The following is a 23,794-nucleotide window of genomic DNA, read 5'->3' on the forward strand; positions in this document are numbered from 1 at the left end:
CCCGCGTTCGCCGTCGGCTCCTGCGAGGCCCTTCGGCTTCTCGGGCCTGTCTCGCGTCCGGGCGGCTTTCCGTGTCCCCGGCGTCACCCTCCGTAGAACAGTTCGTCCACCACGGCCCGCGCCCGTCGCGTCGTGCGCCGGTAGCCCTCCAGCAGGTCTCCCACGTGCCCGCTCTCGTACCCCAGGTACCGGCCCACGGCGGCCAGTTCCCGTCCGTCCGACGGGAAGGTGTCCCCGGCCCGTCCCCGCACGAGCATCACCGCGTTGCGGACCCGGGTCGCCAGCACCCACGCCTCGTCCAGGATCCCCGCCTCCTCCTGTGGCAGGAGGCCCGCGGCGCACGCGGCGGCGAGCGCGGCCCGCGTCCGGGTCGTGCGCAGCGCCGGCTCGGTGTGCCCGTGCCGCAGCTGCAGGAGCTGGACCGTCCACTCCACGTCGGACAGCCCGCCGCGGCCGAGCTTGGTGTGCAGGGTCGGGTCGGCGCCGCGCGGCATCCGCTCCGACTCCATGCGGGCCTTGAGCCGGCGGATCTCCCGTACGGCGTCGTCACCGAGGCCGTCCGCCGGGTACCGCAGCGGGTCTATCAGGTCGATGAAGCGGCGCCCGAGGTCCTCGTCGCCTGCGACGGGCTCGGCGCGCAGCAGGGCCTGCGACTCCCAGCCGAGGGACCAGCGGCGGTAGTAGGCCGCGTAGGAGTTGAGGGTCCGTACCGTGGGCCCCGACTTGCCCTCGGGCCGCAGGTCCGCGTCGACGAGCAGCGGCGGATCCGAGCTCGGCAGCTGGAGCAGCCGCCGCATCTCGGAGACGACGGCGTTCGCGGCGCGCGAGGCCTCCTGCTCGTCGACGCCCTCCCGGGGCTCGTGCACGAACAGTACGTCCGCGTCGGACCCGTAGTTGAGCTCGTGGCCGCCGAACCGGCCCATCCCGATCACGGCGAAGCGGGTGGGCAGCGTCTCCCCCCACCCGTCCCGCACGACCGCGCGCAGCGTCCCGGAGAGGGTGGCCGCGGTGAGGTCCGAGATCGCGGCGCCGACCCGGTCCACGAGCGCCCCCGGGTCGGCCACGGCCGGGGTCTCCTCGGTGCCGTAGGAGGCGACGATGTCGGCGGCCGCCGTGCGGAACAGTTCGCGGCGGCGCACCCCCCGCGCGGCCGTGACCGCCTGCTCGCCGCCGGGGGCCCGGCCGACCGCGGCGAGGATCTCCTGCTCGAGGTGGGCGCGGGACCTGGCCTCCAGTCCGCCCGCGGCGCCGTCGCCGAGCAGCGCGACGGCTTCCGGGGCGCGCATCAGCAGGTCGGGCGCGAGCCGTCCCGCGGACAGCACCCGCGCCAGGTTCTCGGCGGCGGCCCCCTCGTCCCGGAGCAGCCGTAGATACCAGGGCGTCTTGCCCAACGCGTCCGACACCTTGCGGAAGTTGAGCAGTCCGGCGTCCGGGTCGGCGGAGTCCGCGAACCAGCCGAGCAGGACCGGCAGCAGGGTCCGCTGGATGGCGGCCTTGCGGGTGACGCCGGAGGCCAGCGCCTCCAGGTGGCGCAGGGCGGCGGCGGGATCGGCGTACCCGAGCGCGACGAGCCGTTCGCGCGCCGCGTCCGGACTCAACCGGCTCTCGCCCGGCGCGAGTTGGGCGACGGCGTCGAGCAGCGGCCGGTAGAACAGCTTCTCGTGCAGCCGCCGTACGACGGAGGCGTGCCGCTTCCACTCGCGGTGCAGCTCGGTGACCGGGTCGGTGCGCAGTCCGAGCGAGCGTCCGATGCGCCGCAGGTCGGCCTCGCCCTCGGGCACGAGGTGGGTGCGCCGCAGCCGGTAGAGCTGGATGCGGTGTTCCAGGGTCCGCAGGAAGCGGTAGGCGGCGTCGAGCTGCACCGCGTCGGCGCGGCCCACGTAGCCGCCCGCGGCCAGCGCCTTCAGGGCGTCCAGCGTGGTCCCGCTGCGCAGTGACGTGTCGGCCCGCCCGTGCACCAACTGCAGGAGCTGCACGGCGAATTCGACGTCCCGCAGGCCGCCGGGGCCGAGCTTCAGCTCGCGGTCGACCTCGGCGACGGGGATGTTCTCCACGACGCGGCGGCGCATCTTCTGCACGTCGGGGACGAAGTTCTCCCGTTCGGCGGCGTGCCAGACGAGGGGGGCGAGGGTGGCGACGTACTCCTCGCCGAGCGCGAGGTCCCCGGCCACCGGCCGTGCCTTCAGCAGCGCCTGGAACTCCCAGGTCTTGGCCCACCGCTGGTAGTAGGCGAGGTGGCTGCTCAGGGTCCGTACCAGCGGGCCGTTACGGCCCTCCGGGCGCAGGTTGGCGTCGACGGGCCAGATGGTGCCCTCGACGGTGGTCTCGGAGCAGATCCGCATCATGTGCGAGGCGAGGCGGGTGGCCGCCTGGATCGCCTTGCCCTCGTCCGCGCCGTCCGCCGGCTCCCCGACGAAGATCACGTCGACGTCGGACACGTAGTTCAGCTCGTGGCCGCCGCACTTGCCCATCGCGACGACCGCGAGCCGGCACAGCGCGCCGTCGTCGGGCGCGGCGGCCCGGGCGATCGCGAGCGCGGCGCGCAGCGTCGCCGTCGCGAGGTCGGCGAGCTCGGCGGCGGTCTGGGCGATGTCGGTGGTGCCGCAGACGTCCCGCGCGGCGATGGACAGCAGGCAGCGCCGGTAGGCGACGCGCAGCGCGACGGGGTCGTCCGCCTCGGCGAGGCCCCGCTCGAACTCCTGCACTCCCGGGTGCAGGTCCCGCGGCTCGTACATCACGAGGGCCTGCCAGTCCCGCGGGTGGCGGGCGAGGTGGTCGGCGAGCGCGGCCGAGGCGCCGAGCACCCCGAGCAGCCGGTCCCGCAGCGGCTTGGACGCGATGAGCGTGTCCAGCAGCTCCCGCTGGGCGGTGTGACCGTCCTGCGCCTCGACGAGCCGGACCAGCCCGAGCAGCGCGAGATCGGGGTCGGCGGTCGCGCCCAGCGCGTCGAGCAGCACGGGATCGGTCCGGACGGGCGCCAGCTCGGCGCCGTCCAGGAGCCGCTCGGCGGCGGACGGGTCGGTGAAACCGTGCCGCAGCAGCCGAGTGAAGGTACTGCTTCTGCGCCCCGGCGCCGTCATGCTCGGCCTCCTGTCGGATCAAGGTCGTACGGCCTCGAGCCTAACCGCAGCGGCCGGTGGCGGCTCCGGGGCGGGCACCCGCGAACTGTCCGGGCTCCTTCGGCGCAAGCGGTGGCGCGGCGGGCCGTCCTGGGCTTCGGTGAGGGGGAACCGTCCGGCCGGACGCGAGGGCGCCCCGGCCGGCGTGCGACGAAGGGATGCATTTGTGGACATGACCCTCGAAGTGATCGTGCTGCCGGTCACCGACGTGGACCGGGCCAAGGAGTTCTACCGCGACAAGGTCGGCTTCCACGTCGATCTGGACGGCGAGGTGATGGAGGGGGTGCGGATCGTCCAGCTGACGCCGCCGGGCTCGGGGTGTTCCATCGCGCTCGTCGACGGACTGCCGATCCCGACCGGGACGCCGCGGCCGGGGACGTACCACGGCATGCAGCTGTGCGTGGAGGACGCGAAGGCCGCGTACGAGGAGCTGCGGGCGCGCGGCCTCGACGTCAGCGAGCCGCAGTCGTTCGCGCCGCAGGACGGTGCCACGTTCATGTACTTCACCGATCCGGACGGCAACGGGTGGGCGATCCAGGAGTACCGGCAGCGGGCGGCGAAGCCGCTGCACAGGGTATTGGCGGAGCTGGCGGCCGGGCGGCAGTAGTTCACCCGCTCTTCACCCCTCGGGTTGGGGGACGTGGGCCACGGGAATATTGGCGTGTGCATGCTCTGTCCGCACCGCTCCCGTCCTCGTCCCCCACACCGGAGGTCTGAAGTGTCCGGCAGAACCGCGTACCACCGCAGCCGTGCCCTCGTGGCGTCCGCCCTGGCCCTCGCCGCCGCGGCGGCCGGGCTCTGGACCGGGTTCGGCGGCTCGTCCCCCGCGCAGGCCGCGGCCGGGGTCCCGACCCCGGACCACGTGGTCGTCGTGGTCTTCGAGAACCACGCCTACAGCCAGGTGATCAACTCCTCCAGCGCGCCGTACATCAACTCGCTCAGGACCGGCGGCGCCAACCTCTCCCAGGCGTACGCCGAGACCCACCCCAGCCAGCCCAACTACTTCGCCCTCTTCTCCGGCTCCACCCAGGGCATCACGGACGACAGCTGCTACACGCCCGCCTTCTCCTCCGCGCCGAACCTCGCCTCCGAGCTGATCGCGGCGGGCAAGAGCTGGGCGAGCTACAACGAGACGCTGCCCAGCCAGGGTTCGACGACGTGCAGCAGCGGCAGGTACGCGCGCAAGCACAACCCCTGGTTCGGCTTCCGCAACGTGCCAACGTCCACGGCGAAGACGTTCGGCCAGTTCCCGGCGGACTACGCGACGCTCCCCCAGGTCTCCTTCGTCGTCCCCGACCTGTGCAGCGACATGCACGACTGCTCGGTGTCCACCGGCGACACCTGGCTGAAGAACAAGCTGGGCGCGTACGCGACCTGGGCCAGGACCCACAACAGCCTCCTCGTCGTCACCTTCGACGAGGACAACCGGCTCAGCGGCAACCGGATCCCGACGGTGCTGTACGGGCAGCAGGTGACGGCCGGCGCGACCTCGTCGACCACCTACAACCACTACGACCTGCTCCGCACCCTGGAGGACATGCACGGCCTCCCGCACGCGGGCAACGCGGCCTCCGCGAAGGACATCACCGGGATCTGGACGTCCTGACGTGTACGTAGCGGACAGCCGGGCCGGCACCCCGGCCACGGCGTCCGCGGCCGCCGCCGCCCGGCCCCGCGCCGGGCGGCGGCGCACCGCGGTCGCCCCCACGGTGCTCGCCCTCGGCACGGTCAGCCTGATCACGGACGTCTCGTCGGAGATGGTGACGGCGGTGCTGCCGCTGTACCTGGTGGCTGGCCTCGGCCTGTCCCCGCTGGGCTTCGGGCTGCTGGACGGGATCTACAACGGGTTCTCGGCACTGGTCCGGCTGGCCGGCGGGCATCTCGCCGACCGAGGGGGCGGCCGCCACAAGTGGGTGGCCGGCTTCGGCTACGGCCTGTCGGCGGCCTGCAAACCGCTGCTCCTGCTGGCCCACACGCTGACCCCGATCGGCCTGATCCTGGCGGTCGACCGCACGGGCAAGGGCCTGCGCACGGCGCCGCGCGACGCTCTGATCTCCCTGTCGAGCCCGCCGGGGACGCGGGGGCGTGCCTTCGGCGTCCACCGGGCCATGGACACGGCGGGCGCCCTGCTGGGCCCCCTGGCCGCCTTCCTGATCCTGCGGGCGACGGTCGACGGCTACGACGCGGTGTTCACCGTCAGCTTCTGTGTCGCCGTGACGGGCGTCCTGGTGCTGGTCCTGTTCGTACCGGGGGGTTCACCCGGGGCGGGGGCTCCCGGCGTGGGGTCTCCCCGGGCGGGTTCCCTCCCGGCCGAAGGCTGCGGCGACGACGACGGCGGGAAAACCGGGAAACCCCCCTCCGGAACCGCCGGGACCACCGCGCCCCGGCCCACGCTGCGGGCGGCGCTGGGGCTCCTCCGGGAGCGCGGCCTGCGCCGCATCACCCTCTGCGCCCTGCTGCTCGGCCTCGCCACGGTCAGCGACTCCTTCGTCTACCTGCTGCTCCAGCGGCGCCTCGGCGTGGCGGACCGCTGGTTCGCCCTGCTGCCGCTCGGCACCGCGGCCGCGTTCCTGCTGCTGGCCGTCCCGCTCGGACGGCTCGCCGACCGGGCCGGCCGGTGGCGGGTGTTCCTGGCGGGCCACGGCGCCCTGCTCCTCGCGTACGGCCTGCTGCTCTCCTCCTGGCACGGCGCCGCGCTGCCGTACGTCGTGCTCCTCCTGCACGGCGGCTTCTACGCGGCCACCGACGGCGTGCTGATGGCCGCCGCGTCGGACAGCGTCCCGGAGTCCCTGCGCTCCTCCGGGCTCGCCCTCGTGCAGACCGGGCAGGCGCTGGCCCGGTTCGTCTGCTCGCTCGGCTTCGGCGCGGCCTGGACGGCGTGGGGCGACCGTACGGCGCTCACCGCGTCGGCCGTGGCGCTGACCGTCTGCGCCCTGAGCGCGCTCCGTCTGCGCCCCACGGCGACGATCCCGGAAGGCCCCGCATGACCCCGCGCAGCCGCGTCCTCGTCCTGGCCCTCTCCCTCGTCCTGCTGGCGGGCGTCGCCACGGCCTCCGTACTGCACGCCTCGGCCCGCGCCGACCGCCGGGACCGGGCGCGGCCCGGGGGCCCGCGGATCACCGCGGGCCCGGTCGCGCTGGCCGGCGCGGGCCCCCGCATGGTGTTCCGGAACATGGCATGGGGCCCGCACCGCGACGAGCTGACGACGGTGCCGGCGTCGGACCCGGCGGGCCCGCGGACGGCGTCGAAGGTGACGTGCCTGCGCTTCTACGCGGCCGCGGGCACGGGGGTCTGCCTCCAGGCCGTCCGCGGCGCCGTCCAGGACACGTACCGGGCGGTGATCCTGGACGCGGCGCTGCACGAGAAGGCCCGCTACGACGTGCCCGGCATCCCGTCCCGGGCGCGGGTCTCGCCCAGCGGCCGCTTCGCCGCCTGGACGGCGTTCGTGGGCGGCGACTCGTACGCGGGGACGGACTTCTCGACCCGCGCGGCGATCGTCGACACGCGTACGGGCCGGTTCACGCCGTCGCTGGAGACGTTCCGGATCGTCAGGGACGGCCGCCCCTACCGGGCCGCGGACGTCAACTTCTGGGGCGTCACCTTCGCCGCCGACGACCGGCACTTCTACGCGACGCTGGCGACGAAGGGGCGGACCCACCTGGTCCGCGGCGACCTGCGCACACGTACGGTCACCACGCTGCGCACGAACGTGGAGTGCCCGTCCCTCTCCCCCGACGGCACGCGCGTCGCGTTCAAGAAGCGGGTGGCGGGCCGCCCCGCGGACGCGCCCTGGCGCCTGTACGTCCTCGATCTGCGCACGATGCGCGAGACCCCGCTCGCCGAGTCCCGCAGCGTCGACGACCAGGCCGTCTGGCGGGACGGTCACACCCTGGTCTACGCACTCCCCGGCGACTACGGGGCCGACCTCTACGCGGTCCCGGCCGACGGCACGGGGACGCCGCGCCGCATCAGCGCCGCGGCCGTGTCACCGGCGTTCCTGCCCTGACCGCACGGCGCTCCTCAGCCGGCGTCCGCGAGCACCGCCCGGATCACGTGCCGGGCGTTGCCCGCCATCGCCGGGTTCGTGGTGCGGTGGTGCGGCAGGGCGACCAGGGCCTGCGAAAGCGTCCGCGCCCGGCCGCTCGTCCAGGACGCGTCGTCCGCGCCGAGCGCCTCGCGGAAGACCTTCCGGCCCCCGGCGGGCAGCAGGTTCCACGCCGGGAACAGGTCGCAGGCGGGATCGCCGACCCCCATGCACCCGAAGTCGATCACCGCGGTCAGCCTGCCCCCGTCCACCAGCAGGTTGCCCGGCATCAGATCGGCGTGCAGCCACACCGGCGGCCGGTCCCGGTCCGGGGTCCGCAGCGCGTCCTCCCACACGGCGGTGACGGCGTCGCAGTCGACGCCCTCCGCGGGGATCCCGCGCAGCGCCGCGATCGCCGCCCGCGTCTCCTCGTCGAGCGAGGCGAGCGGTCCGCCGCGGTGGGCCGGAGGCGCACCCGGCAGAGTGACGGCCCGCATCGCCGCGACGAAGGCGGCCAGGTCCCGGGCCAGCGCCTCGGGTTCGGTCAGCGCCCCCGCCTCGGGGTTCTCCCCCACCAGCCACCGGTGCACCGTCCAGGGCCACGGAAAGCCCTCGGCCGGCTCACCGGCCCCCAGCACCTCGGGGACAGCCGTGGGCAGGCGGGACGCCAGACGGGGCAGCCACTCCTGCTCCCTGGACACGTCCCCGGCTCCGCCCGGAACCAGCGGCAGCCGCACCACCATGTCCTCGCCGAGCCGGTACATGGCGTTGACCGTCCCCCCGGACGGAACCCGCTCCACCGCCAGCCCGGCTCACCCCGGAAACCGCCCGGCGACCAGCCGCCGCACGAGCCCCTCGTCGACGCCCCACTCCCGCCCTGTGCCCATGAGGCGCCATCCGACCGCAGGTCGCGGACGGGCGTCAAACACGTTCCGGGACGCACACAGGGCCGACGGTCCGTGACCGTCGGCCCTGCGGCCGTATGCGGAGGTGAGGCCTGCGGCTCCCGCCTACAGCACCGGCAGGTTCTTGCGCAGCTCGAACGCCGTGACCTCGGAGCGGTACTCCTCCCACTCCGACTTCTTGTTGCGCAGGAAGAAGTCGAAGACGTGCTCGCCGAGGGTCTCGGCGACGAGTTCGCTGCGCTCCATGAGCGTCAGGGCCTCGCCCAGGTTCTGCGGGAGGGGCTCGATGCCCAGGGCGCGGCGTTCCGCGTCACGCAGGGCCCAGACGTCGTCGTCGGCGCCCGGCGGCAGCTCGTAGCCCTCCTCGATGCCCTTGAGACCGGCGGCCAGGAGCAGGGCGTACGCCAGGTACGGGTTCGTGCCGGAGTCGAGGGAGCGGACCTCGACGCGGGCCGAGCCGGTCTTGCCGGGCTTGTACATCGGGACGCGCACCAGCGCGGAGCGGTTGTTGTGGCCCCAGCAGATGTACGAGGGGGCCTCGCCGCCGGCGCCCGCCGTGCGCTCCGAGCCGCCCCAGATGCGCTTGTACGAGTTCACCCACTGGTTGGTGACCGCCGAGATCTCCGCCGCGTGCCTCAGCAGGCCCGCGATGAAGGAGCGGCCGACCTTGGAGAGCTGGTACTCCGAGCCGGACTCGTAGAACGCGTTCCGGTCGCCCTCGAAAAGGGAGAGGTGGGTGTGCATGCCGGAGCCGGGGTGCTCGGAGAAGGGCTTCGGCATGAAGGTCGCCTGCACACCCTGCTCCAGTGCCACCTGCTTCATGACCAGGCGGAACGTCATGATGTTGTCCGCCGTGGACAGCGCGTCGGCGTACCGCAGGTCGATCTCCTGCTGGCCCGGCGCGCCCTCGTGGTGGGAGAACTCGACGGAGATGCCCATCGACTCCAGCATGGTGATCGCCTGGCGGCGGAAGTCCATGCCCACGTTCTGCGGGGTGTGGTCGAAGTAGCCGGAGTTGTCGGCGGGGGTGGGCCGCGAGCCGTCCAGCGGGCGGTCCTTCAGCAGGAAGAACTCGATCTCGGGGTGGGTGTAGAAGGTGAACCCGAGGTCGGAGGTCTTGGCGAGGGCACGCTTGAGGACGTAGCGCGGGTCCGCGAAGGACGGCGAGCCGTCCGGCATCAGGATGTCGCAGAACATCCGCGCCGTGCCGGGGGCCTCCGCACGCCACGGCAGCACCTGGAACGTCGACGGATCCGGCTTGGCGATCATGTCCGACTCGTAGACCCGGGCGAAGCCCTCGATCGCGGAACCGTCGAACCCGATGCCCTCGTCGAAGGCCTGCTCCAGCTCGGCCGGGGCCACGGCCACCGACTTCAGGAAGCCGAGCACGTCCGTGAACCAGAGGCGTACGAACCGGATGTCACGCTCCTCCAGTGTCCGGAGCACGAACTCCTGCTGCTTGTCCATCTTCCGCTTCCACCCATCCTTGCTGGTCAGGCCGCCTGCTCCCACGCCTCGGGGACGATCGGGGCACATGAGCATCCCACCACAACACCATTTCGTGCGCGTTGCGGACCTAGATCGGCAGGCCGACCATGGTCTGAACGTCTCGCGTACGGACGGTGCACTGCGCTGCTGCCCATACTGCCTGCTCATCCGGGTCCGGCGATACCGAGGAACAAGCCCGGCCCTCATCCGGCGGCGGACGGCACCGGAGCTGCTCCGGAGCAACTCCGGACATTCCCGGGACCTCCACTCCGTACCCCGCCCGCATTCCCACTACGATCAGCAAACCCGACCGTCCCACATCCGCCAGCCCCCGAAGGACTCGCCATGGGTTCCGCCAAGAACAGCACCAATGCCTCGCGCAAGGCGCGTATAGAGGAGATGCGCCGCGCCGAGCGTTCCCGCGAGCGCCGCAGCCGGATCCTCACCATCGGTGCGAGCGCGGTCATCGTCGCGGGTCTCGTCGCCGGCGGCACGTACCTCGTCACGTCGCAGTCCGACAAGGACGGCTCCAGCGACTCGAAGGGGACGTCGGGTCACTTCGTCACCGGCAAGGACGGGGTGAAGACCTGGAAGGGCACCCTCGGCCGCACCCACGTCACGAAGACGGTGAAGTACCCGATGGAGCCCCCGGTCGGCGGTGACCACAACCAGGTGTGGATGAACTGCAACGGCGACGTCTACACCAAGGCGATCGGCAACATGAACGCCGTGCACTCGCTGGAGCACGGCGCGGTCTGGGTGACGTACAACGCCAAGGCACCGGAAGCCGACGTGAAGGCGCTCGCGGCGAAGGTCAAGAAGACCCCGTACACGCTGATGAGCCCCGTCGAGGACCAGAAGGACCCGATCATGCTCAGCGCCTGGGGCAAGCAGCGCACGGTCACGGGCGCGAGCGACCCGAACGTCGAGAAGTTCTTCGCGGAGTACGTGCAGGGCAAGCAGACGCCCGAGCCGGGGGCCGCCTGCACCAACGGACTGGCGAAGTGAGCCGTACGAGGCGGACCGGCTGGATCGCGGGGGCCGCGGCAGCCGTGCTCGTCACCGCCGGGGCGATCACGTACGCGGTCGCGGACGGCGGCGACCCGGGCACGAGCACGCCCGCCGCGGACTCCGCCGACGCGGGCTTCGCGCGGGACATGGCCGTGCACCACCAGCAGGCCGTCGAGATGTCGTACATCGTGCGCGACCGCACCGAGGACGAGGAGGTGCGGCGTCTCGCGTACGACATCGCGCAGACCCAGGCCAACCAGCGCGGCATGCTGCTGGGCTGGCTCGACCTGTGGGAGCTGCCGAAGGTCTCCGCCGACCCGCCCATGACGTGGATGGACATGGGCGGCATGGCCTCCGGCAAGGACGGCGCGCTGATGCCGGGGATGGCCACCAACGCCGAGATGGACGGCCTCCGCAAGAAGAGCGGCAAGGACGCCGAGATCACCTACCTGCGGTTGATGTACGCCCACCACGCGGGCGGTGTGCACATGGCCCAGGGCTGTGCGCGGAAGTGCGAGGTCGGCGTCGAACGGCGGCTCGCCAAGGGCATGGTCGCGGGGCAGCGGTCCGAGATGGATCTCATCTCCGGCATGCTGAAGGAGCGCGGCTCCGCCCCGCCGGACTGACGGGACCTGCCGGATCCGACGGGTTTCACGGACCCACCGGACCGACCGGGCTCACCCGCCGGGCTCCGGACCGGCCCGGCTCCGGACCGGCCGGACTCCCGGCATCGAACCGACCGACGCCGGACTCCGCAGGGACGGGACCGACCGGACTCCCGTGCGGAATGCGGCACATGACGGGCATCGCACCCAATTCCCTTACGCATACGGTTCCTTGGGGTCTTCTTGGCCCCCGCATTCCCCTGGCATGAACGCTTCGTCGCGAGAGTGACCACAGCGTGATCCACTCCCTGTGCCGCCTTGCCGCACAGGGGTCTACGCGGATCACGAACCGGCCACTACATGCGACGAACCGCATCGCAGGGGGTTTCATGAGATCCAACCGCGCCACAGCGCGCGCCGGAGTGAGCCTGGCAGCGACACTGCCGCTCCTCGCCGGTGCGCTGGCGCTCGGCATACCCGCGGCCCAGGCCGCGGACGGCCCGGCCCGCGACACCCTCGCGGGCACCAAGCCCGCCTGGGCCACGGCCGCGGCGGACAGGGGAGCCGCCGCCGACGGCTCCCGGGTGTCCGCCCGGGTCTACCTGGCCGGCCGGGACGCCTCCGGTCTTGCCGCGTACGCCAGGGCCGTGTCTGACCCCGGGTCGGCCTCGTACGGCAGGTACCTGAGCACCGGTCAGGCGCAGGCGCGCTTCGGCGCGACGAAGGCGCAGGTGGCCGGGGTGACCTCCTGGCTGAGGTCGGCGGGCCTCGAAGTCACCGGCACGACACGGCACTACGTCTCCGTGACGGGTGACGTGGCCGCCACCGAGAAGGCGTTCGGCACGCGGCTGCACAACTACGCCAAGGGCGGGAAGACCTACCGCGCGCCGACCAGGACGGCCTCCGCGCCGGCGGCCCTGAACGGCGCCGTGCTGACCGTCACCGGCCTGGACAGCGCCCCGCACAAGGCCACCCACCAGGACCAACTCCCGCCGCCGGACGCCGTGTTCCGCAACGCCGGACCGTTCTCCTCGTACCACGGCTCGAACATCGCGAGCACGCTGCCGTCCGCGTACGGCAAGAAGATCCCGTACGCCGTCAAGGGATACACCGGCAAGCAGCTGCGCGCCGCCTACGGGGCCGGCACGCGGACCGGCAAGGGGGTGCGGGTCGCCATCACCGACGCGTACGCCTCGCCGACCATCGCCTTCGACGCGGCCACCTACGCGAAGAAGCACGGTGACGCCAAGTACCGCGGCAGCCAGCTGCGCCAGGTGCTGCCGGGGACCTACACCAAGACCGAGGAGTGCGGGGCCTCGGGCTGGTACGGCGAGGAGACCCTCGACGTCGAGGCCGTGCACGCGGTCGCGCCCGGCGCGGACATCACGTACGTCGGCGCCGCCTCCTGCTACGACGACGATCTACTCGACTCGCTGAACAGAATCGTCGACGGGCACCTGGCCGACCTCGTCTCCAACTCGTGGGGCGACATCGAGGCCAACGAGACACCGGACATCGCGGCCGCCTACGACCAGGTCTTCCAGTTCGGCGCGGTCGAGGGCATCGGCTTCTACTTCTCCTCCGGCGACAACGGCGACGAGGTCGCCAACACCGGCACGAAGCAGGTCGACACCCCGGCCAACTCGGCCTGGGTGACGGCCGTCGGCGGCACCTCGCTGGCGGTCGGCAAGCACGACACGTACCTCTTCGAGACCGGCTGGGGCACCGAGAAGGCGAGCCTGTCGGCCGACGGCAGGAGCTGGACGGGCTTCCCCGGCACGTTCACCTCGGGCGCGGGCGGCGGCACCAGCCGGACCGTGTCGCAGCCCTTCTACCAGAAGAGCGTCGTGCCGGCCGCGCTCGCCAGGGCGAACGGGACGACCGCCATGCGGACCGTGCCGGACATCGCGGCGATCGCCGACCCCAACACCGGGTTCAGGGTCGGGCAGACGCAGACCTTCCCGGACGGGTCGCAGCGGTACGACGAGTACCGGATCGGCGGCACCTCGCTCGCCGCGCCGGTGATCGCGGCCGTCCAGGCCCTCGCCCAGGAGGCACGCGGCGGCAAGCCCATCGGCTTCGCCAACCCGTCGATCTACGCGAAGTACGGCTCGAAGGTGTACCACGACGTGACGGACCGCCCGACGGGGCCCCGACTCGCCGTGGCACGTGTGGACTTCGCCAACGGCTACGACGCGTCCGAGGGGCTGCTCACCTCCGTCCGCAGCCTCGGCAAGGACAGCTCCCTCAAGGCCGTGAAGGGGTACGACGACGTCACCGGCGTCGGCTCGCCCGCCGCCGGGTACGTCAACTCGTACCGGTCGCACTGACGCTCCGTCACCGTGTGTGGCGCCCGCTCCTCTTGGGGGCGGGCGCCGCTGTGTCCGGCGGGACCAAGTGATCCGGTCGGCGCTCAGGCGGGTCCGGTGGCCAGTACCGCGGCCGCGACGTCCCCGGGGCGGTCGAGCATGAGGAGGTGTCCGGAGGGGCCGCGCGTGACGCGGAACGTGGCGTCCAGCCGTGCGGCCAGGGCCCGTTGCCGGGCCACCCAGCGTCCGGAGCGGGCCGCGAGGACGGTGGCGGGTGCCGGGGCCGCGGCCAGGACCGTGACCGGGGCGGCCGGGAGCGGCAAGCACCGCCGCAGGGCAGCCAGTTCGGCCGCCTCATCGCGGTAGGTGGCGTTCTCGGCCAGGACCGCGTGCAGCGAGCGGCTGGTGGAGTAAGCGCTCCTGACCAGGTCGTACGGGGCAGGGTCGCCGCCCGCCGCGCGTCCGGCTCGCACCACCGCGCGCCGCAGCGCCGGGCCCAGGGCCCGCGGCAGGCCCGCCGCGCCGAGCAGCGTGCCGCACACGCGCGTGCCCGCGTCGCGCGCCGCTCGCGCCCTGCGGGGGCCCGGTTCCTCCTCCACAGCGGCGTCGAGCAGGACCAGCCCCGCCGTACGGGCCGGGTGGAGCCGGGCGAAGGCCTCCGCGTGGAAGCCCGCGAGGGAGTGTCCGGCGACGGTCACCGGGGCGTCGAACCCGAGCGCGTCCAGGACCTGCGCGATACGCCGCGCCTCTCCGGCCAGCGTGGGCCGCGTGCGCGCGGGTCCGCTGAGCCCCAGTCCGGGGCGGTCGAACCGTACGACCGTGCGGTGCGGGGCGAGCAGGGGCACGACCGGATCCCAGTCGAACCAGGCCAGTCCGAGGCCCGCGCTCAGGACGCAGACGGGCCCCTCTCCGTCCACCCGGACGTGGTGGGGTACGCCCTCGACCCGCACGAAGCGCACGGACGTCATCGCCCCGCCCGTCCCGTCTCCGGGACGAGCCGCCGGGCGGGCGGCCCGGCCTCCGGGGCGGGCCGGGCGAGCGAGACCCCGAGGACCCCCAGCCACACCGCGATCAGGCCCAACTGGGCGCGCTGAGCGAGCCCGAGCGACCAGTCGGCGTGGCCCTCCTCCAGCGCGGCGACGGCGGCCAGGGTCCAGGCCGTCGCCACCAGTTCGAGGGCGACGAGGGGCGGGCCGAGGCGGGCGAGGGCTGAGGCGGGCGCGGGTGCGGCGCGGCGGGCCGCCTGGGTGAGGGCCGCCATGGCCGCGAGCGCGCAGCACAGGGCGAGCGCGCTGCTGGTGGTGTGCGCCAGGTGGGTCACCGGTACGAGCCCCGCGTGCTCCCGCTCGGCGCAGCGGCGGTCCACGGTCGCCGCGCAGCTCAGGGGCAGGCGTGAGTCGACTGCGGTGGCCGCGCCGAAGAGCACCAGGGCAGTCCAGCCGGCGGTCGCCCAGCGGCTCCGGGGCGGCAGCCGCAGCAGCGCCCACAGTCCGCCGGCCCACAGGAGCGTCCCGGCGACCAGGTCCGTCGTACGGAACAGTCCGCCTCGGGGCTGGTCCTGCGCGGCCAGCTCACTGACGTAGGTCCGCGCCGGCGCCAGTCCGGTCGGCAGGACGGCCTCCAGCGCCCACGCGGTGTATGTGAGTGTGCCCAGCACGACGAGCAGGGCGACGGCGCGGCGGTCCCGGCGGTCTGGAAGGTCCGGGCTGTCCCGGCGGTCCCGGCAGTCCCGGCGGTCCCGGCAGTCCCGGCGGTCCCGGCGGTCCCGGCGGTCCCGGCGGTCCCGGCGGGACGGGGGTGGCGGCGTCGTCATGGGGCACATGATCGACGCGTCGGGAGCGGTGTGCACGTTGGCCGGGGTGCGCGGGCGGTGGTTTCCGGGGCGGGGCCGGGGCGGTGCATCCGCCTGCCGCAGAACGGGCACACAGCTCCGCCGGGAGGTCCCCCTCGGTTACGTGCCCGGTCTGCGACAGGCATCTGATGTACCGCCCCGTCCCCTCTCCCCGGCGGACGGCGGCTGCGGGTCTCGTGCCGCGAGCCACAGCTTCCCCGGCCTGGTCCGAGGGCGGCTGCGGGTCTCGTTCCGGGAGAGGTTCCGGGCAGAGGTTCCGTCCCGCCGCCTGGGCGGCTGCTTGCCGGGGTCAGCGGTGGGCCGATTCCCGGTGCTGGGGGACGTGCGCCGCGATCAGCCGGCCCGTGCCCGGACCGTCCGCCGGAACCAGCGCGCGTCGCCGGTCGACGGCGTACGCCACCCCCGCGACCCCCAGACCCAGCACCGCGAGCACCGCCCCCGCCACCGCGGGCGACGTCGCCCCGAAGCCCGCCGCCAGGGCGAGCCCCCCGATCCAGGCGCCGCCGGCGTTGGCCAGGTTGAAGGCCGCCTGGTTGGCGGAGGACGCCAGGGAGGGGGCCGCGGAGGCCTTCTCCATGACCATCAGCTGAAGCGGCGAACCCGTGACGAAGGCGGCCATGCCGAGGAGGGTGACCCCGGCGGCCGCGCTCCACTGGGCGGTCATGAGGACCGGGAACAGGGCGAGGACGGCGGCCAGGGACACCAGTCCGCCGAAGAGGGTCCCCCGCAGGGAGTGGTCGGCGAGGCGCCCGCCCAGCAGGTTGCCCGCCGTCGCGCCGACACCGAAGAGGGCGAGCAGGAGGGTGACACTGCCGTCGGCGTACCCGGCGGCGTCCGTCAGCATGGGCGTGATGTAGCTGTACGCGGAGAACAGGGCGCCGAAGCCGGCGACCGTGGTGCCCAGCGCGAGCCAGACGGGCAGCGAACCCAGCGCGGCCAGCTCGCCGCGCAGGCCGCCGGCCGGCGCGGGGGCGTGGTCGCGGGGAATGAGCAGTGCGAGCGCGGCTATCGCGGCCACGCCGATCACGCTCACGCCCAGGAACGTGGCACGCCAGCCGAGGTGCTGTCCCATGAGCGTGGCGACGGGCACACCGGCGATGTTGGCCGCGGTCAGGCCGAGGAACATCAGCGAGACGGAGCGCGCCTTGCGCTCGGGTGCGACCAGGCTCGTGGCGACGACCGCGCCGACCCCGAAGAAGGCGCCGTGCGGCAGGCCGCTGAGGAAGCGGGCCGCCAGGAGCCAGTGGTGGTCGGGGGCGAACGCGGACAGCGCGTTGCCGACCACGAACAGGCCCATCAGCGCGATCAGGACCTTGCGGCGGGACATCCGGGAGGTCACGGCGGCCAGCAGCGGGGCGCCGATGACGACGCCCAGGGCGTACGCGGAGACCAGGTGGCCGGCGGTGGGGATCGAGACGTGCAGGTCGTCGGCGACGTCGGGCAGCAGGCCCATCATCACGAACTCGGTGGTACCGATGCCGAAGGCGCCCACGGCGAGGGCGAGCAGGGCCAGGGGCATGAAAGGGCCTTTCCGAAGAGCGGAGGAGCGCGCTGACGCCGGTGGGGGACGCGTCGGCGCGCAAGGTCGTGCCCGTGCACACCGCTGTGCACGGGCAGCTTAAGTTCAACTGTGGAACAAACTCTTCCAGGCCCAGTATTCCCCGAGGTTACGAGGCGGTTGCGTCCACCTTGACGCGCGCGGCGACCGGAAGGTGGTCGCTGCCGGTCTCGGGCAGCGTCCAGGAGGTCACCGGCTCGATGCCCCTGACCATGATCTGGTCGATGCGGGCCATCGGGAACGACGCGGGCCAGCTGAAGCCGAACCCGCTGCCCACCGCGCCCTGGGCGGAGCGCATCTGCGCGGTGACCGCGTTCAGCGCGCGGTCGTTCATCGTGCCGTTGAGGTCGCCGAGGAGCACGACCCGCCGCACCGGCTCGTCGGCGATCGCCTCGCCCAGCGCGTCCGCGCTCTTGTCGCGCTGGTGGGCGGTGAATCCGGCCGCCAGCTTCACCCGGACCGAGGGCAGGTGGGCGACGTACACCGCGACCTGCCCGGCCGGCGCCGTCACCGTCGCCCGCATCGCGCGCGTCCAGCCCAGCTTGATGTCCACCGGCCCCGCGTCGCTCAGCGGGTACTTGCTCCACAGCCCGACCGTGCCCTGCACCGAGTGGTGGCGGTACGTCGGAGCGAGCGCCTTCTCGTACACCGGGACCGCCGAGGCCGTCAGCTCCTCCAGGGCCACGACGTCGGCGCCGGAGGCGGCCACGTCGCGCGCGGTGCCGGACGGGTCCGCGTTGTCGGCGTTGACGTTGTGCGTGACGACGGTCAGGTCGCCGCCGCTCCCGGTCCGGTCCGAGAGCAGCCCGCCGAACAGGTTCAGCCAGACGACCGCCGGGAGCAGTACGGCGATCAGCGCGGTCGCCGACTTCCGGACCACCGCGAGGACCAGCAGGACCGGCACGAAGACGCCCAGCCAGGGCAGGAAGGTCTCGGTGAGGCTGCCCAGGTTGCCGATGCTGTTGGGGATCTGCGCGTGCAGCAGCATGACCAGGGCCAGGATCAGCGCGAGCCCGGCGAGGACCAGGCCGCGCCGCCAGATGCCCCGGTCGCCGCGCCAGCCGTCGGCCAGGCGCCGAAGCGGGGATCCTGGGCGGTCGGGTCCCGAGCCGCCGCTGCCCGTCTCCGTCACATACGCCTGCGCCATACCGTCGCCTCACAACTTGCCGTGCACACCGTCTGTCCCGCGTCTACGACCCTAGGGGATGATCGGTGCTCTTCCTGCCGTCGCACGACGGCCGTACGGGCACGAGGACGACCAACTCGCCGTCCGGAGTTCCGGACCACGGCCTTCTGCCCCGCCACTGTGACGAAACGCGCACATACGGGCAAGTTGTTGCTCGGTGAACTACCGCCTGGGTCACGGGACTACGGCGCCGGCGGCCGCAGTCCCGCGAGCACCGCGTCGACGATCCGCGCGGCGAGGTCGTCGGGCAGGTCGGCGTCGGGCCGCATGAGGGAGCGGACCAGCATGGGCCCGACGACGATGTCGTTCACGAGTTCCACGTCGAGGTCGTCGCGGAGTTCGCCGTTCAGCTGCCCGCGGCGCAGGACCTCGAAGGTGAGCCGGCGGCGCGGTTCGATGACCGTGGCGTGGTACGCCGCCCAGATCCGGGGGCTGCTCTTCATCTGGGCGTACACGTTGTGCAGGATCGCCGACGAGCGGTTCAGCAGGCCGCGTTGGCGCAGTCCCTCCACCAGGGCGACGAGGTCGTCGCGCATCGAGGTGCCGGGAAGCACCGGCTCCTGGGGCTCGGCGGCGCGCAGGACGTCGACGAAGAGTTCCTCCTTGCCGCGCCAGCGCCGGTAGATGGTCGCCTTGCCGACTCCCGCGGTACGGGCGACCCGTTCGATGGAGACCTCCCCCAACGGCACGCCCTCCTCGAGGAGTTTCATCACGCCCTCGAGGATCGCGCGCTCCACGGCCTCGCTGCGGGGGCGACCCCGGGACGCGGGTCCCTCCTGCCCTGCTCGGCTGTGCGCGAGGCTCACGTCGACTCCGTTTCTCCGTACCGCTGGGGGTGATTCTCCCCGACGCGGGAATGGTCGGACAGGCCCCCTAGTGCTCGGACGTCACCAACTCCGGCTCGCCCTTGTCCTCCTGCTGTGCCGGGGTGCGGCCCGGCAGGAACACGGCGACGACGACGGCGCCGATGAGCGCCACGCCCGCACCGCACAGGGCCGTGACGTGCATGGCGTGCAGGAAGGCGTCGTTGGCGGGAGCGATGAGCGCCTCGCCGCGGGGACCGAGTTTCGCGGCGACGCCGAGCGTGGCCTCGATGGACTCGCCCGCGGTGTGCCGCAGGCCGGCCGGGAGCCGGGTGAGGTCGTCCTCGATGCCGTTGCGGTACGCCGTCGAGAGCACGGAGCCGAGCACCGCGATCCCGAGGGCGCCGCCGACCTGGCGGAAGGTGTTGCTGAGCGCGGAGGCGGAGCCCGCCTTCTCGCGCGGCAGCGCCTGCATGATGACGACGCTGGTCGGGGTCATGATGTGCGCCATGCCGGTACCCATGAGGAAGAAGATCACCTCGAGGATCCAGATCGGCGTGTCCGCCTCCAGGGTGGCGAACGCGGCCAGCGTCGCGGCGATGACCAGCAGCCCGGCGGTGCAGGTGGCCCGGTTGCCGAAGCGGTCGACGACCAGCCGGGCGCGGGGCGCGAAGATGAGCTGGGCCGCGGCGAGCGGCAGCATCAGCAGACCGGTCTGCAGCGGCGAGTAGCCCCGCACGCTCTGGGTGTAGAAGACGGAGAAGAAGGTCACGCCCATCAGCGCGAAGAAGACCAGCGCGATGGCGGAGACGGCGGCCGAGAAGACCTTGTTCCTGAAGTAGGTGACGTCTATGGACGGGTGGTCGATGCGCTTCTCGTACACGACGAAGACCACCAGGACCGCGAGTCCGGCGGCGACGGCGGCGAGCACCTTCGGGTCGGTGAAGTCGGCCGACTGGCCGCCCTCGATGATGCCGAAGACGAGCAGGACGAGTCCGACGACCGACAGGACCACGCCGACCGGGTCGAGCCGGCCCGGGTTCGGGTCGCGGGAGTCGGGGACCAGCCAGATCATCAGGCCCAGCGCGAGCAGCACGATCGGCACGTTGATCAGGAAGACCGAGCCCCACCAGAAGTGGTCGAGGAGGATGCCGCCGGTGATCGGGCCGATGGCGATGGCGAGGCCGACGCCGCCGGCCCAGATGCCGATGGCCTTGGGCTGCTCGTCGCGCTCGAAGACGTTCATGAGGACGGCGAGGGTGGCGGGCATCACGAAGGCGGCACCGAGGCCCATCACCGCGCGGAACACGATGAGCTGGACCGGCGAACCGGACTCCGCGGCAAGGGCGGACCCCATACCGAAGACGGCGAGACCGGCGAGCAGCACCTTCTTGCGGCCGAGCCGGTCACCGAGCAGGCCCGCGGTGAACAGCAGTCCGGCGAAGACGAGCGTGTAGGCGTTGATGGCCCACTCCAGCTCGCCCTGGGTGGCGCCCAGGCCGGTGGGTGCCGGGGTCGAGATCGTCTTGATCGCGACGTTCAGGATCGAGTTGTCCAGGACGACGATCAGCAGGCTGAGCATGAGCACGCCGAGGATGGCCCAGCGGCGCCGGTGCACCGCCTCGGGCACCCGTCGTTCGGTGGGAGCTGGAGTTGTCATGCCGCCAGCCTAGCGACATTCGATACGGGACCGTCTCGTATCGAATGTACTTTGCGGAGAACTTACCAAGAACTTACGCTCCCGGCGGTCTGCGGCCCGGACCGCAGAAGGGAGACACAGGACGCGTCACCCGGTCTGGCCTCCGGTGGCACGAGGTGCCACCATGGAGGGGATCCGGGGACGCCGTCAGGGCGCCTCGAGATGACAGAAGGAGCCGTTGCGATGACGCAGCTCTCGGCTGCCCCGAAGCCGGGCCAGGACTCTGGCCCCACGTCCGACAGCAAAGCGCTGTACGGCGGCAAGGGCACTCGCCGCATCACCGTGCGTGACATCACCGCCGCCAAGGAGCGCGGCGAGAAGTGGCCCATGCTCACCGCGTACGACGCGATGACCGCGTCCGTCTTCGACGAGGCCGGCATCCCGGTCATGCTCGTCGGCGACTCGGCGGGCAACTGCCACCTGGGGTACGAGACGACCGTGCCCGTCACCCTCGACGAGATGACCATGCTCTCCGCGGCGGTCGTGCGCGGCACCAGCCGGGCCCTGATCGTCGGCGACCTCCCCTTCGGGTCGTACCAGGAGGGGCCGGTCCAGGCCCTGCGCTCGGCCACCCGCCTCGTCAAGGAGGCCGGGGTCGGCGCCGTGAAGCTGGAGGGCGGCGAGCGCTCGCACCGGCAGATCGAGCTGCTCGTGGAGTCCGGCATCCCGGTCATGGCGCACATCGGCCTGACCCCGCAGTCCGTGAACTCCATGGGGTACCGCGTGCAGGGGCGGGGCGAGGAGGCGGCCCAGCAGTTGCTGCGGGACGCCAAGGCGGTGCAGGACGCGGGAGCGTTCGCCGTGGTCCTGGAGCTGGTGCCGGCGGAGCTGGCCGCCGAGGTCACTCGGGTGCTGCACATTCCCACGGTCGGGATCGGCGCGGGCGCCGAGACCGACGCGCAGGTCCTCGTCTGGACCGACATGCTCGGTCTCACCGGGGGCAGGATGCCTCGCTTCGTGAAGCAGTACGCCGATCTGCGCACGGTCATGGGGAACGCGGCGAAGGCGTTCGCCGAGGACGTGGTCGGCGGGACGTTCCCGCTGGCGGAGCACTCCGTCCACTGAGCCACTGAGCCACTGCGGCACGAGCGGCCCCGCCGATCTTCCCCCGTCGGCGGGGCTGTGCCGTTTCCGGAGGCGGCGGCCGGTGGGGCCTTCCGCCCCCTCCGCCCCCTCCCGTCCCGTTTCCGGGGGCTGCGGGCTCGTCCTCGAACGCCGGACGGGGTGAGCCGGCCGGCCCGGAGGCCCGCTGTCGGTGATCCGTCGGTGATCTGTCGGTGGTTTGTCGGTGGCGGGTGGGAGCTTGGCCCCATGACGCGAATCGACAACAACCCCAGCGGCGGCGCCCGGAGCGCCGTCACCGTACGGGGGCTGGTCAAGCACTACGGCGAGACCAGGGCGCTCGACGGTGTGGACCTGGACGTGCGCGAAGGCACCGTCCTCGGTGTGCTCGGTCCCAACGGCGCCGGCAAGACCACCCTCGTCCGCTGCCTGTCCACCCTGGTCACCCCGGACGCCGGGCAGGCCACGGTCGCCGGGTACGACGTGCTGAAGCAGCCCCGGCAGCTGCGCCGGGTGATAGGACTCACCGGCCAGTACGCCTCGGTCGACGAGAAGCTCCCCGGCTGGGAGAACCTGTACATGATCGGGCGGCTGCTCGACCTGCCGCGCAAGGAGGCCCGCCGCCGGGCCGACGAGCTGCTGGAGCGCTTCTCGCTGACCGAGGCGGCCAAGCGCCCCGCGGCCACGTACTCCGGCGGGATGCGCCGCCGGCTCGACCTCGCCGCCTCGATGATCGGCAGCCCGGCCGTGCTCTACCTGGACGAGCCGACGACCGGACTCGACCCGCGCACCCGCAACGAGGTGTGGCAGGAGGTCAAGCGCATGGTCGCCGACGGCGTCACCGTGCTGCTCACCACCCAGTACATGGAGGAGGCCGAGCAGCTGGCGTCCGAGCTGACCGTCATCGACCGGGGCAAGGTCATCGCCAACGGCCGGATCGACGAGCTGAAGGCGCGGGTCGGCGGCCGGACGCTGCGGATCCGCCCGCTGGACCCGCTGCAACTGCGCCCGCTGGCGGCCATGTTCGACGACATGGGGCTCACCGGCCTCGCCCCGACGATCGTGGACGGCGAGACCGGCAGCGCGCTGGTCCCGATCCTCAGCGACGAGCAGCTCACCGCCGTGGTCGGCGCGGTCACCGCGCGCGGCATCACCATCAGCTCCATCAGCACCGAACTGCCCAGTCTGGACGAGGTGTTCCTGTCCCTCACCGGCCACAAGGCCAGTGCCCCGCAGGAGACCCCCGCCCGTGCCTACGAGGAGGTCTCCGCATGAGTGCCCGCCCGTCGCCCACCGCCACCCTTCCGGAGAGCGGCTCCGCCGCACACCTCCCTGTCGTCGAGGCCCCCCTCGCCGCCGAGGGCGACTCCCGTATCTCACCCCGTGCCCACGCGCGGCACATCGGCGCGCTGGTCCGCCGCAACCTGCTGTGGATCCGCCAGGACCCCGAGTCGATGTTCGACGCCGTCCTGATGCCCGTCGTCTTCACCCTGCTGTTCGTGTACGTCTTCGGCGGCTCCATCGGGCAGTCGCTGGGCGGCGGACAGCAGGAGTACGTGCAGTACGTGGTGCCGGGGCTGATGGCCATGATGGGCATGAACATCGCCACGGCCGTCGGCACCGGCTTCAACCAGGACTTCCACACCGGTGTCATGGACCGCTTCCGCACCCTGCCGATCGGCCAGGGCTCCGTGCTCTTCGCCAAGATCGTGGTGGAGCTGATGCGGATGCTCGTGGCGACGACGATCCTGCTGATCGTCGGCGTCCTGGTCGGCTTCGACATCGAGAACTGGCCGGGTCTGTTCGCGGCCGTCGGACTCGCCACCCTCTTCGGCTCCGCCCTGATGTGGATCTTCCTGGTCCTCGGCGTGACGATGAAGAGCGCGCAGTCCGTCCAGGCGATGGGGTTCCTGGTGCTGATGCCGCTGCAGTTCGGCTCGTCGATCTTCTCGCCGACCCAGACCATGCCCGGCTGGCTCCAGGCCTTCACGGACTACAACCCGCTGTCGGCCCTCGCGGACAGCGCGCGCGGCCTGATGGTCGGCGGCCCGGTCGCCCACGACCTGTGGGTGACCCTCGCCTGGACGGCGGCGCTCACGCTGGTGATGGCGCCGGTCGCGATCCACAAGTTCCGGACCAAGAGCTGACGCGCGGCCGGGCGCCGGCCCGGGTC

At 72.7% G+C, this 23,794-nt stretch carries 18 protein-coding genes and 1 pseudogene; 10 read left to right on the forward strand and 9 right to left on the reverse strand.

What is annotated here, in order from left to right:
• Positions 1 to 83: 83 nt before the first annotated feature.
• The gene (locus AC069T_RS30180; protein WP_478785760.1) at positions 84 to 3,080 is read right to left on the reverse strand and encodes a bifunctional [glutamine synthetase] adenylyltransferase/[glutamine synthetase]-adenylyl-L-tyrosine phosphorylase; all 2,997 of its coding nucleotides are present in this window, start codon (positions 3,078 to 3,080) and stop codon (positions 84 to 86) included.
• A 205-nt stretch (positions 3,081 to 3,285) separates the two neighbouring features.
• On the opposite strand from AC069T_RS30180, the gene AC069T_RS30185 reads away from it, so the two are divergent.
• The 4 genes from AC069T_RS30185 (at position 3,286) to AC069T_RS30200 (ending at position 7,125) form a co-directional block, all read left to right on the forward strand.
• Positions 3,286 to 3,726: a VOC family protein gene (locus AC069T_RS30185; protein WP_388782813.1), complete on the forward strand. Its 441-nt coding sequence runs from the start codon at positions 3,286 to 3,288 to the stop codon at positions 3,724 to 3,726.
• 111 nt (positions 3,727 to 3,837) lie between these two features.
• Positions 3,838 to 4,725, forward strand: a complete 888-nt coding sequence (locus AC069T_RS30190) for an alkaline phosphatase family protein (RefSeq protein WP_478785761.1) — start codon at positions 3,838 to 3,840, stop codon at positions 4,723 to 4,725.
• 1 nt (position 4,726) lies between these two features.
• Complete coding sequence (locus AC069T_RS30195) at positions 4,727 to 6,106, forward strand: MFS transporter (RefSeq protein WP_478785762.1); 1,380 nt, start codon at positions 4,727 to 4,729, stop codon at positions 6,104 to 6,106.
• Positions 6,103 to 7,125: a TolB family protein gene (locus AC069T_RS30200; protein ID WP_478785763.1), complete on the forward strand. Its 1,023-nt coding sequence runs from the start codon at positions 6,103 to 6,105 to the stop codon at positions 7,123 to 7,125. The genes AC069T_RS30195 and AC069T_RS30200 overlap by 4 nt, the downstream gene beginning before the upstream one ends.
• Positions 7,126 to 7,139: 14 nt before the next feature.
• Here AC069T_RS30200 and AC069T_RS30205 read toward each other — a convergent pair.
• Together AC069T_RS30205 and glnA are read right to left on the reverse strand one after the other, a co-directional pair.
• Positions 7,140 to 8,030 (reverse strand): annotated as a pseudogene (locus AC069T_RS30205) (aminoglycoside phosphotransferase family protein).
• Positions 8,031 to 8,153: 123 nt separating this feature from the next.
• Positions 8,154 to 9,515, reverse strand: a complete 1,362-nt coding sequence (gene glnA / locus AC069T_RS30210) for a type I glutamate--ammonia ligase (RefSeq protein WP_358851623.1) — start codon at positions 9,513 to 9,515, stop codon at positions 8,154 to 8,156.
• A 366-nt stretch (positions 9,516 to 9,881) separates the two neighbouring features.
• Here glnA and AC069T_RS30215 point away from each other — a divergent pair, with 366 nt between their 5' ends.
• From AC069T_RS30215 to AC069T_RS30225, 3 genes are all read left to right on the forward strand, one after another.
• Positions 9,882 to 10,544: a DUF3105 domain-containing protein gene (locus AC069T_RS30215; protein WP_478785764.1), complete on the forward strand. Its 663-nt coding sequence runs from the start codon at positions 9,882 to 9,884 to the stop codon at positions 10,542 to 10,544.
• Positions 10,541 to 11,173, forward strand: a complete 633-nt coding sequence (locus tag AC069T_RS30220; RefSeq protein ID WP_478785765.1) for a DUF305 domain-containing protein — start codon at positions 10,541 to 10,543, stop codon at positions 11,171 to 11,173. The genes AC069T_RS30215 and AC069T_RS30220 overlap by 4 nt, the downstream gene beginning before the upstream one ends.
• 368 nt (positions 11,174 to 11,541) lie before the next feature.
• Complete coding sequence (locus AC069T_RS30225; RefSeq protein WP_478785766.1) at positions 11,542 to 13,482, forward strand: S53 family peptidase; 1,941 nt, start codon at positions 11,542 to 11,544, stop codon at positions 13,480 to 13,482.
• An 83-nt stretch (positions 13,483 to 13,565) separates the two neighbouring features.
• On the opposite strand, the gene AC069T_RS30230 is transcribed toward AC069T_RS30225, so the two are convergent.
• The 6 genes from AC069T_RS30230 to AC069T_RS30255 all read right to left on the reverse strand — a co-directional run bounded on the left by AC069T_RS30230 (position 13,566) and on the right by AC069T_RS30255 (position 20,520).
• Positions 13,566 to 14,429, reverse strand: coding sequence for an alpha/beta fold hydrolase (locus tag AC069T_RS30230; RefSeq protein WP_478785767.1), 864 nt, complete (start codon positions 14,427 to 14,429; stop codon positions 13,566 to 13,568).
• The gene (locus AC069T_RS30235; RefSeq protein ID WP_478785768.1) at positions 14,426 to 15,274 is read right to left on the reverse strand and encodes a DUF998 domain-containing protein; all 849 of its coding nucleotides are present in this window, start codon (positions 15,272 to 15,274) and stop codon (positions 14,426 to 14,428) included. Before AC069T_RS30235 ends, AC069T_RS30230 begins: the two co-directional genes overlap by 4 nt.
• Before the next feature lie 328 nt (positions 15,275 to 15,602).
• On the reverse strand, positions 15,603 to 16,832 hold the full coding sequence (locus tag AC069T_RS30240) for an MFS transporter (protein ID WP_478785769.1): 1,230 nt from the start codon (positions 16,830 to 16,832) through the stop codon (positions 15,603 to 15,605).
• Positions 16,833 to 16,980: 148 nt separating this feature from the next.
• The gene (locus tag AC069T_RS30245) at positions 16,981 to 18,018 is read right to left on the reverse strand and encodes an endonuclease/exonuclease/phosphatase family protein (protein WP_478785770.1); all 1,038 of its coding nucleotides are present in this window, start codon (positions 18,016 to 18,018) and stop codon (positions 16,981 to 16,983) included.
• 221 nt (positions 18,019 to 18,239) lie between these two features.
• Positions 18,240 to 18,863: a TetR/AcrR family transcriptional regulator gene (locus tag AC069T_RS30250; RefSeq protein WP_476751843.1), complete on the reverse strand. Its 624-nt coding sequence runs from the start codon at positions 18,861 to 18,863 to the stop codon at positions 18,240 to 18,242.
• 67 nt (positions 18,864 to 18,930) lie between these two features.
• Positions 18,931 to 20,520 carry an MFS transporter gene (locus tag AC069T_RS30255; protein WP_478785771.1) on the reverse strand — a complete coding sequence of 530 codons (1,590 nt, stop codon included), beginning with the start codon at positions 20,518 to 20,520 and terminating at the stop codon, positions 18,931 to 18,933.
• A 222-nt stretch (positions 20,521 to 20,742) separates the two neighbouring features.
• Between AC069T_RS30255 and panB the strand changes: the two genes are divergently transcribed.
• The 3 genes from panB to AC069T_RS30270 all read left to right on the forward strand — a co-directional run bounded on the left by panB (position 20,743) and on the right by AC069T_RS30270 (position 23,768).
• The gene (gene panB, locus AC069T_RS30260; RefSeq protein WP_478785772.1) at positions 20,743 to 21,624 is read left to right on the forward strand and encodes a 3-methyl-2-oxobutanoate hydroxymethyltransferase; all 882 of its coding nucleotides are present in this window, start codon (positions 20,743 to 20,745) and stop codon (positions 21,622 to 21,624) included.
• A 246-nt stretch (positions 21,625 to 21,870) separates the two neighbouring features.
• Positions 21,871 to 22,896, forward strand: a complete 1,026-nt coding sequence (locus tag AC069T_RS30265; RefSeq protein ID WP_478785773.1) for an ATP-binding cassette domain-containing protein — start codon at positions 21,871 to 21,873, stop codon at positions 22,894 to 22,896.
• Complete coding sequence (locus AC069T_RS30270) at positions 22,893 to 23,768, forward strand: ABC transporter permease (protein ID WP_478785774.1); 876 nt, start codon at positions 22,893 to 22,895, stop codon at positions 23,766 to 23,768. Before AC069T_RS30265 ends, AC069T_RS30270 begins: the two co-directional genes overlap by 4 nt.
• Positions 23,769 to 23,794 lie beyond the last annotated feature (26 nt).

Source organism: Streptomyces sp. NPDC043867 (genome assembly GCF_056435845.1).